The 1,217-nt window shown below is 63.1% G+C and carries 1 protein-coding gene; it reads left to right on the top strand.

Features of this window, described 5'->3' with window-relative positions; genetic code table 11:
• The first annotated feature begins 149 nt into the window (after positions 1-149).
• Complete coding sequence (locus ACFW16_RS36130) at positions 150-875, top strand: haloacid dehalogenase type II (protein WP_380313935.1); 726 nt, start codon at positions 150-152, stop codon at positions 873-875.
• Positions 876-1,217: the final 342 nt, after the last annotated feature.

Here is a 1,217-nt window from a genome sequence, read left to right as displayed (position 1 = left end):
GTCCATGCTTTCAAGCTGCCGTGCGTGCCTCCTATGGAACTTCGCACGAAGTGGCTGGGACGACCGTGACCTATCGGCCAATGACCTCACGCTCACAGACCTCCTAGCGTGGCAACGCGAAGAAGGACCACACAGGAGGAGTTGCCCCCTTGAGCACTGAAGACATCCGCGACGTCAAGGCCGTCATGTTCGACTTCTACGGCACCGTCGTCGACATGCAGGGCAGCCTCACCCGCGCGATCACCCCGTTCCTGGAACGCAAGGGTTACACGGCCAACCCGCCGTCTCGCCTGGTCACGTGGTGGCGGCGGACCCACTTCGAGAACTCGATGATCGACGGCTTGCTGCATCGCAACCACACGCCGTACGCCCAGATCGGGTTCGAGGCTGTCGACTACACGCTGGAGCGCGCCGGCATCGAGCGCACCGACGACGAGGTGCGTGAGCTGTTCTCCAACATCACCCGCCTCGACCCGTTCCCGGATGTCGTCCAGGCCCTCACCGAGATCAAGGAACACGGCCTCAATCTGTACATTCTCTCCAACGGGGACCCGGACCTCCTGGCAGCAGGTGTCCCGTTCTCGAAGACGGAGCACCTCTGGGATCGGGTCATCTCCGTTGCCGAGGCCGATTCGTTCAAGCCGCACCAGAAGACTTACCAGACTGCTGCCGCACTGGTCGGACTCGGCCGACAGGACATCCTCTTCGTGGCGAATCATGCGTTCGACTGCATCGGCGCAAAGGCCGCGGGGCTGCGGTCGGCATTCATCGATCGCCGCAAGCGTCCCTTCGGTAACGGCCGCTACCCGGCTGACGTCACCGTCTCCGACATGGCCGAGCTTGCCACTCTGCTGAAGACGACAGTGGAGATCTGACACCAGCGCCCGCCCATGGCTCCTGGCGCCGCACTGACAGCGGCGCCAGGAGTAGTCCCTGCCACCCGATGACCAGCGAAACACCACTGGCCCGGTTACACGAAGCAGCATGGGAGCCGATGGAGATCCTCCATCAGCCGACGCCTCGACATGAAGTTAAATCATTGACCAGTGGTGCACGTGCTCCGAGCCTCCGAGGAGAACCAATGACGGTCCCCACATCGGCCGACCAACAGCTTCCCGCCTACCAGATGCTGATCGGGGGCGAGTGGCGCGACGCGAGTGACGGGGCACGGCTGATCACGGTGAATCCCTTCACCGGCAAATCCTGGGCCACTGCAC

Source organism: Inquilinus sp. NPDC058860, assembly GCF_042743185.1.
In the GTDB taxonomy this organism is placed as follows: domain Bacteria; phylum Pseudomonadota; class Alphaproteobacteria; order DSM-16000; family Inquilinaceae; genus Inquilinus.
Note: the sequence above shows the minus strand (reverse complement) of the source record. Positions and strands in the feature narration are given on the sequence as shown.